General features: G+C 35.6%; 4 protein-coding genes and 1 pseudogene. All 5 read left to right on the top strand.

The features are described 5' to 3' along the window. Window positions 1-182 precede the first annotated feature (182 nt). Window positions 183-3,902, top strand: coding sequence for a phosphoribosylformylglycinamidine synthase (gene purL, locus ABJI11_RS04000; RefSeq protein WP_348349637.1), 3,720 nt, complete (start codon window positions 183-185; stop codon window positions 3,900-3,902). 582 nt (window positions 3,903-4,484) lie between these two features. After that, a complete protein-coding gene (locus ABJI11_RS04005; protein WP_348349639.1) occupies window positions 4,485-6,257 on the top strand; it encodes an AMP-dependent synthetase/ligase in 1,773 nt (590 codons plus the stop codon). Between the two features lie 312 nt (window positions 6,258-6,569). Beyond that, window positions 6,570-7,001, top strand: coding sequence for a MarR family transcriptional regulator (locus tag ABJI11_RS04010; protein ID WP_348349641.1), 432 nt, complete (start codon window positions 6,570-6,572; stop codon window positions 6,999-7,001). Between the two features lie 33 nt (window positions 7,002-7,034). Further along, window positions 7,035-9,440, top strand: coding sequence for a 3-hydroxyacyl-CoA dehydrogenase NAD-binding domain-containing protein (locus ABJI11_RS04015; protein WP_348349643.1), 2,406 nt, complete (start codon window positions 7,035-7,037; stop codon window positions 9,438-9,440). A 98-nt stretch (window positions 9,441-9,538) separates the two neighbouring features. Continuing rightward, window positions 9,539-9,720: pseudogene (locus tag ABJI11_RS04020) on the top strand (acetyl-CoA C-acyltransferase); the annotation flags it as partial.

Genomic DNA, 9,720 nt, shown 5'->3' on the forward strand with positions numbered 1-9,720 from the left:
AAATCTAATTTTCAGACTTTAAAGTGTTTCTTTACTAATATTACAAATCTAGACAATAAAGGTATAACAAAATCTTACTTATTTCATTAACAATTACTGTTTAAAAGTGTTTCAGATTAGCGTAAATAGTTACTAGTAAAGTCTTAATTTTGTAATTCAAAATCAATACCAGACACACTACAATGATTCACTTTTTTGGGGAACCTAGCAAAAAGGTTTTTGCGGTACAGACTGCTAAAGAACTTTCATCTGAAGATATAAGTAAACTTATATGGTTGTTCGGCAACCAACCTAAAATAAATGCGGCGTCTCTTGACGCCTTTTTTGTTGGTCCTAGAGCCGCAATGATTACTCCTTGGAGTACCAATGCAACTGAGATCACTCAAAATATGGGCATTTCTAGCATTATTAGAATTGAGGAGTTCAATGCTGTAGAAGAAAAATTTACAGGATTTGACCCCATGATTTCTCAAAAATACGGTTCGCTAAATCAAGAGGTTTTTGATGTTCATGTAGAACCTAAACCTATATTGAATATTGAAGATATAGCTGCTTTTAACCAGCAAGAAGGCTTAGCGCTTAACGATGAAGAAGTTGATTACTTGGAAAACCTAAGTAAAAAGCTCGGTAGAAAACTAACTGATTCTGAGGTTTTCGGGTTCAGCCAAGTAAACTCTGAACATTGTAGACACAAAATATTCAATGGCACTTTTGTTATTGATGGCGAAGAAATGCCTTCCTCGTTATTTAAACTAATAAAGAAAACTTCTCAAGAATTCCCTAACGATATTGTATCCGCCTATAAAGACAATGTTGCCTTTGTAAAAGGACCTAGAGTAATGCAATTTGCTCCAAAAACTGCCGATAAGCCAGATTTCTATCAAGAGAAAGAGTTTGACTCAGTAATTTCCATAAAAGCGGAAACACACAATTTCCCTACAACAGTAGAACCTTTTAATGGCGCCGCAACTGGTGCGGGTGGTGAAATAAGGGATCGTTTAGCTGGTGGCAAAGGCTCTTTACCTCTTGCCGGTACAGCTGTTTACATGACCGCTTATTCTCGTTTAGAAAAAGAAAGACCTTGGGAAAAAGGGATGCAAGAGAGAGATTGGTTATACCAAACTCCTATGGACATCCTTATAAAAGCTTCTAATGGTGCTTCTGATTTTGGAAACAAATTTGGACAACCTTTAATCTCTGGATCGGTGCTTACATTTGAATATGATGAAGCTTCTACTCCGTTCGATTCAACAGAAAACGATGCTTCAAACACCAACAACAATCGCAGACTAGGCTATGATAAAGTAATTATGCAAGCTGGTGGCATTGGTTACGGTAAGGTGGAGCAAGCAATTAAAGACAAACCTGAAACAGATAATAAAATTGTAATTCTAGGTGGCGACAATTACCGTATTGGTATGGGCGGTGCCGCTGTTTCTAGTGCAGATACCGGAGAATTTAGCTCTGCAATAGAATTAAATGCAGTACAGCGTTCTAACCCTGAAATGCAAAAAAGAGCTGCCAATGCCATACGTGGTATGGTAGAAAGTGATGAAAATACTATTGTATCTATCCATGACCATGGTGCAGGCGGACATTTAAATTGTTTATCTGAATTAGTGGAAGAAACCGGTGGAAAAATAGATTTAGACAAATTACCTGTTGGTGATCCTACTCTTTCTGCCAAAGAAATTATTGGTAACGAATCTCAAGAACGTATGGGGCTTGTTATCGGAAAGAAAGATATTGACTTGTTACAACGTATTGCTGACCGTGAGCGTTCACCAATGTATGAAGTGGGTGATGTTACTGGTGACGACAGATTTACATTTGAATCTAAAACCAATGGTGCCAAGCCAATGGACCTAGAATTATCTGATATGTTCGGTAGTTCTCCTAAAACGGTAATGACAGATTCTACGGTAAAACGTGATTATAAAAATGCAGAGTATTCATTAGAGTTTTTCCATGATTACTTAGATGCCGTTCTTCAATTAGAAGCCGTAGCCAGTAAAGATTGGCTTACAAATAAAGTTGACCGCTGTGTTGGTGGTCGTGTGGCAAAACAACAATGTGTTGGCCCATTACAATTACCATTGAACAACTGTGGTGTAATGGCCTTAGATTTTAAAGGAAAAGAAGGTATTGCCACAAGTATTGGGCACTCCCCTATTTCTGCATTAATAGACCCTGCTGCAGGTAGCAAAAATAGTATTGCAGAATCGTTGACCAATTTGGTTTGGGCACCGCTAAAAGATGGCTTGGCTTCCGTATCACTTTCTGCCAACTGGATGTGGCCTTGTAAAAACGAAGGTGAAGATGCCCGTTTATACAAAGCCGTACAGGCAGTTTCTGATTTTGCAATTGATTTAGGAATAAATGTCCCTACAGGAAAGGATTCGCTTTCCATGAAACAAAAATATAAAGATGGTGATGTTATCTCTCCTGGTACCGTAGTTATTTCTGCTGCCGGTAACTGTAGCGATATTACTAAGGTTGTTGAACCGGTTTTACAGAAAGATGGTGGTTCAATTTATTACATCAATCTATCTAAAGACAATTATAAATTAGGTGGTTCTTCTTTTGCACAGACTAGAAATAGTATTGGTAATGAAACTCCTACTATTACTGACTCAGCTTACTTTAAAACTGTTTTTAATACGATTCAATCTTTAATTAAGGAAGATAAAATCGTTGCCGGACATGATGTAGCTTCTGGCGGATTGATTACTACACTCTTAGAATTATGTTTTGCAGACACCAATTTAGGAGCAAATCTTGACCTTACAAGTTTAGATGAAGCCGATACCATTAAAGTATTGTTCTCTGAAAATGCTGGTATTGTTTTTCAAGCCAGTGATGATAGCATTGAAGCTATATTGAAGTCTAAGAATATTGATGCTAAGAAAATAGGAACCGTTACTAATGAAGCTACCCTTACCGTTAAAAACAATGGTATGGAAATGGGACTCAACATTGATACCTTACGTGATACTTGGTTTAAAACTTCTTATTTATTAGACAGTCAGCAAACTGCAAATGGTTTAGCAAAAGATAGATTTGATAACTATAAGGTTCAACCTTTACAATATCAATTTCCAAGTACAACACCAATAACCCTGGCAAACTGCTCAGAAACTACAAGTAACGGAAGACCAAAAGCAGCTATTCTACGTGAAAAAGGTAGTAACTCTGAACGCGAAATGGCAAATGCAATGTATTTAGCAGGGTTTGATGTAAAAGACGTTCACATGACCGATTTAATCTCCGGTCGAGAAAATCTTGAAGATATTCAATTTTTAGGCGCTGTTGGCGGCTTCTCTAATTCAGATGTACTTGGTAGCGCAAAAGGATGGGCAGGAGCTATTAAATACAATGAAAAAGCTAACACGGTCATTAAAAACTTCTTTGCCAGACCAGACACCTTATCAGTAGGTATTTGTAACGGATGCCAATTGTTCATGGAGTTAGATTTAATTAACCCTGAACACGAAACTCACGGTAAAATGACCTACAATGAATCTCATAAGCATGAGAGTAACTTTACATCGGTTGAAATACAAAAAAACAACTCTGTTATGCTTTCTTCTTTAGAGGGCAGTAAACTTGGTGTATGGATTTCTCACGGTGAAGGTAAATTTGCTTTACCGCTATCAGAAGACAATTATGATATTGTAGCCAAGTACGGTTATGAAGGTTACCCGGCAAACCCAAATGGTAGTGATTTCAACACTGCTATGCTTTGTGATAAAACTGGTAGACACCTAGTTACAATGCCACATATTGAGCGTTCTATTTTTCCATGGAATTGGGCACATTACCCAACGGATAGAAATGATGAAGTATCACCCTGGCTAGAAGCTTTCAAAAACGCTAAAGCTTGGGTAGACGATCAGAAATAATACTTTTAATTCATTAAAAAGCAAAAGCTGTGCACTCCCATGTCTGGGGTACACAGCTTTTTTTACAACCAAAACGTATTATCTAACTAAAAGCCTTCCGCTCTATATTTTTTCATTGGAGTTTTGCAACTTATAGAGGTATAACCCTGGAGCTAAATCTTTTCTTTCTACAACTTTTTCATTTTGTTCAACTGTATTTTCATTTGATTATTTCGTGGTTATTTACCTAATCAAAAAAATAATACACAACTGATATAACCAAGTTTTTCATTCTCCAAGCAAAATGTAGTTAATCTATGTAATTAAAAATAATTTGGAGGTTTTCTCGTAATCATCATCTTAAAAAGATAAAATTTTATTTATAAACTTACAATACATATTAAAGAAATTTCTTACAAATATTTAAAATACGCATCTAACCCGCTCAATTACAATTTATTGTAGTTAAATGATTGAAATCGATGTTACACAAGCCATCATTAAAAATTAAGAATATTGTAATGAGATGCTATTTTATTTAACAATACAATTTTAAAATATCGAGTTCTTTCACTATTTTGCAATACCTATTAGAATTTAAGTATGCATAAAGTAACCCGTCTTTTTGATTTTCCATATTACCAACTTGAAAAGCACTCCTTAAAAGAGTCATTGGTTTCGAAAACAAATGGAGAGTGGATAAAAACATCTACTCAAGAATATATAGATAGAGCAAACGCTATTAGTCGCGGGCTTTTACGCCTTGGTGTAAAACCTAATGACAAGATTGCCGTAATATCCCTCACCAATAGAACCGAGTGGAATATTATGGATATTGGCATTCTTCAACTTGGCGCTCAAAATGTTCCCATTTACCCAACTATTTCTGAAGATGATTATGCTTATGTATTAAATCATTCTGAAGCAAAATTCTGTTTTGTTTCTTGTAATGAAGTACATGAAAAAGTAACTGCAATTAAAGATCAAGTAAAAAGTTTAGAAAATGTCTTTTCATTTGATGAACTATCTAATTGCGATAATTGGGAAAAGGTTATTGAATTAGGTACAGATACATCTAACCAAGACGAAGTAGAAAGACTAATGAATGCCGTTACACCTAATGATTTGGCCACATTAATTTACACTTCTGGCACAACCGGCAGACCTAAAGGTGTTATGCTATCTCACAATAATTTGGTAACCAATGCTATTGAAAGCTCAAAACGCTTTCCTATAGAAGATGGTAAAACAAAGGCATTAAGTTTCTTACCACTTTGCCATGTGTATGAGCGTATGTTAATATATCTATACCAATATAGAGGTGTATCTATTTACTATGCAGAATCATTAGATAAAATTAGCGACAACCTTAAAGAAACTAGTCCGCATGTAATGACAGCGGTACCAAGACTTTTAGAAAAGGTATATGATAAAATTTATGCCAAAGGAACAGAACTTACCGGTATTAAAAAGAAACTTTTCTTTTGGGCAGTTGACCTAGGGCTTAAATATGAACCATACGGACAAAACGGATGGTGGTATGAAAAAAAATTATCTATTGCTAGAAAATTAATTTTCAGCAAATGGAAAGAAGGCCTAGGTGGTAACCTAGGATTAATAGCATCTGGTAGCGCAGCTTTACAACCGCGATTATCTCGAATTTTCAATGCAGCCGAATTCGGACTTATGGAAGGGTACGGATTGTCTGAAACTTCACCGGTTATATCAGTAAACGATATGCGTGAAGGCGGCTTTAAAATTGGAACAGTAGGTAAACCTATTGGACAAACCGAAGTTAAGATTGCGTCTGACGGTGAAATTTGCATTAAAGGTCCACAAGTAATGTTGGGCTATTACAAAGATGAAGAAAAAACTAAAGAGGTAATCGTAGATGGTTATTTCTTAACAGGAGATATAGGCGAACTAGATAGTGAAGGTTTCTTAAAAATTACCGATCGTAAAAAAGAAATGTTCAAAACCTCGGGCGGCAAATATGTAGCGCCTCAGCTTTTAGAAAATCGTTTTAAGCAATCAAGGTTTATAGAACAGATTATGGTCGTTGGTGAAGGTGAAAAAATGCCTGCTGCATTGATTCAACCAGATTTTGAATTCTTAAAAGATTGGGCTGCTTTACACAATATCAATGTTACTGGTAATGATAACCTTATAATGAATGAAGAAGTCTTAGAACGTTACCAACAAGAAATTAACGAAGCAAATGAAAAATTTGCCAAATGGGAGAAAGTAAAACAATTTAGACTTACTCCTGATGTTTGGAGTATGGAAGATGGGCACCTTACCCCTACCATGAAATTGAAAAGGAAAATTATTAAAGAGAAATACATGACTCTTTATAATGATATTTATGAGCACTAAGAAGAGTATATAAAAACATACTTTTATTAATAACACCCAACTAAGGCTCAGAAATGATATTTAGTTGGGTGTTAATGATTTTATCTATTATTCATGAGTAGCTGTAAAATACGCAACCCATGTATGATTAAGCATATTCAACACCCATCTACTTAAAGTAGAATGTTATACGCAATAGAACTAACCTAAAAGCAAAACTTAAAAAAGAATAGCGCAAATTACCTTAGCACACCTGATTAGCTAAAATATAAGAAAATTTATTATGCATGCATAATAAATTTTCTTATATTTGAGAACCAACTAAAGGAGAGTATGAGAGAAGCGACGATAGATTATGCGTTGAGAGCTACATGGCAGGCAGTAGCAAGAATGTATAATGAAGAAGCAAAGAATTTTGATTCTACTATGGCTGTTGGGTTTACATTATTGAGTATTGACCCGAAAACAGGTACACCTTCTACTTCGCTGGGTCCAAAAATGGGAATGGAAGCCACTAGCCTTTCAAGAATTTTGAAAAGCATGGAACTAAAAGGTCTTATTTTAAGAAAACCGAACCCAAAAGATGGTAGAGGTGTTCTTATTTATTTAACTGATTTCGGTTTAGAAAAAAGAAACGATTCTAAGAATACCGTTATCAGATTCAATGAAGCTGTGAAGGAGAATGTAACAGAGGAAAAGCTAGAAAGTTTTTTTGAAGTAACAGATGTCATCAACAAGCTTATTTCGGATAAAAAATTATTTTAATACAACTTATCAAATTAATACAGCATAAAGTACATGAACAAGCACATTAAAAAAGTAGCAGTAATTGGCTCAGGAATAATGGGTAGCGGTATAGCCTGTCATTTTGCAAATATTGGCGTAGAGGTTTTATTGTTAGATATTGTTCCTCGTGAACTAAATGACAAAGAAAAAGCGAAAGGTTTAACCTTACAAGATAAGGTAGTTCGTAACAGAATGGTGAACGATGCTCTAAAAGCAGCGTTAAAATCTAAACCATCTCCTATTTACCATCAAAAATTTGCAAATCGTATTACTACAGGAAACTTAGAAGATGATATTGCAAAAGTATCTAAGGTAGATTGGATTATTGAGGTCGTAGTTGAACGTTTGGATATTAAAAAACAAGTGTTTGAAAACTTAGAGAAGTATCGTACACCTGGCACACTTATTACCTCTAACACCTCTGGTATTCCTATCAAATTTATGTCTGAAGGAAGAAGTGAAGATTTCCAGAAGCATTTCTGTGGTACACACTTTTTTAACCCAGCACGTTACCTTAAACTTTTTGAAATAATTCCTGGTCCAAAAACAGATGCAGATGTACTTGAGTTTTTAAACGGATACGGTGAAAAGTTTTTAGGAAAAACTTCTGTTGTAGCTAAAGATACTCCAGCATTCATTGGTAATAGAATTGGAATATTCAGTATTCAAAGTCTTTTTCATATGGTAAAAGATATGGATATGACCGTTGAGGAAGTAGATAAATTGACTGGTCCTGTGATTGGTAGACCAAAGTCTGCTACATTTAGAACTGTTGATGTTGTTGGTTTAGATACATTGGTACACGTTGCCAATGGTATTTATGATAACTGTAAAGATGACGAACGTCACGATTTATTTAAACTACCAGGTTTCATCAATACAATGATGGAAAACAAATGGTTAGGAAGTAAAACGGGACAAGGTTTTTACAAGAAGTCAAAAAACGATAAAGGTAAAACTGAAATATTGACGCTTGATTTAGAGACGATGGATTATCGTTCTAAAAAGAGTGCAAAATTTGCCACCTTAGAGTTAACAAAAACGATTGACAAGGTTGTTGATCGCTTTGCTGTTCTTTGTGGAGGAAAAGATAAAGCAGGCGAATTCTACCGTAAAAGTTTTGGGCAGTTGTTCGCTTACGTATCGCATAGAATACCTGAAATAACAGACGAGCTTTACAAGATAGATGATGCCATGAAAGCTGGTTTTGGTTGGGAACATGGTCCTTTCCAAATTTGGGATGCTGTTGGTCTAGACAAAGGTCTTGAGTTTATTAAAGCAGAAGGTTTAGAAGCTGCTGCTTGGGTTCAAGAGATGAAAGATGCCGGTGTAGACTCTTTCTATTCAGTAAAAGAAGGAAGCACTTACTTTTACGATATACCGAAAAAATCTATGGAAAAAATTCCTGGACAAGATTCATTTATCATATTGGATAATATTAGAAAATCTAAAGAAGTATTCAAAAATGCTGGTGTTGTTGTTGAAGATTTAGGTGAAGGAATTTTAAATGTAGAATTCCAATCTAAAATGAATACCATTGGCGGTGATGTATTGAATGGCCTGAACAAGGCTATAGACATGGCCGAAAAAGATTATAGAGGTTTGGTTGTTGGTAACCAAGCTGCCAATTTCTCTGTAGGTGCAAATATTGGTATGATTTTCATGATGGCCGTTGAGCAGGAATATGATGAGCTTAATATGGCTATTAAATTCTTCCAAGACACGATGATGCGCATGCGTTACTCTTCTATACCTACCATCTCTGCTCCACATGGTATGGCTTTAGGTGGTGGATGTGAAATTTCATTACATGCAGACAAAGTTGTTGCGGCGGCAGAAACCTATATGGGTCTGGTTGAATTTGGCGTTGGTGTTCTTCCTGGTGGAGGTGGCTCTAAAGAAATGGCCTTACGTGCACAAGATACTTTCAAGAAAGGTGATGTTGAATTAAATGTATTACAAGAATATTTCTTGACCATTGGTATGGCAAAAGTATCTACTTCTGCTTATGAAGCGTTTGATTTAGGATTACTTCAAAAAGGTAAGGATGTTGTTGTAGTCAACAAGGATCGCCAAATAGCAACTGCGAAAGCACACGCTATTTTAATGGCAGAATCTGGTTATACACAACCAGCAGCCCGAAATGATATTAAAGTATTGGGTAAACAAGCATTAGGCATGTTTGTAGTTGGTACTGACTCTATGGAGGCTAGCCATTATATTAGTGAACATGACAAGAAAATTGCTAACAAACTTGCTTATGTAATGGCAGGTGGTGATTTATCAGAACCTACTCGAGTATCCGAACAATATTTATTGGATATAGAACGTGAAGCTTTCTTATCATTATGTACGGAAAGAAAAACTTTAGAACGAATTCAGCACATGTTGAAAACGGGTAAGCCGTTACGTAATTAAAATTACGTAGCTGTAAGCCTATAGCAATTAACTAGTAGGCTATTTAAAACAACAATTAAATGCTAGTAGCTTAAAGCTAATAGCCAAAAGCATAAAAAATGAAAACTGCATATATAGTAAAAGGATATAGAACTGCTGTAGGAAAAGCTCCGAAAGGTGTTTTCCGTTTTAAGCGTACCGATGAATTGGCTGCCGAAACCATAGAATATATGATGAAGGAATTGCCGCAGTTCGATAAAAAACGTATTGATGATGTGATCGTAGGTAACGCGATGCCAGA

It is taken from the genome of Maribacter sp., assembly GCF_039968975.1.
GTDB lineage: Bacteria > Bacteroidota > Bacteroidia > Flavobacteriales > Flavobacteriaceae > Maribacter.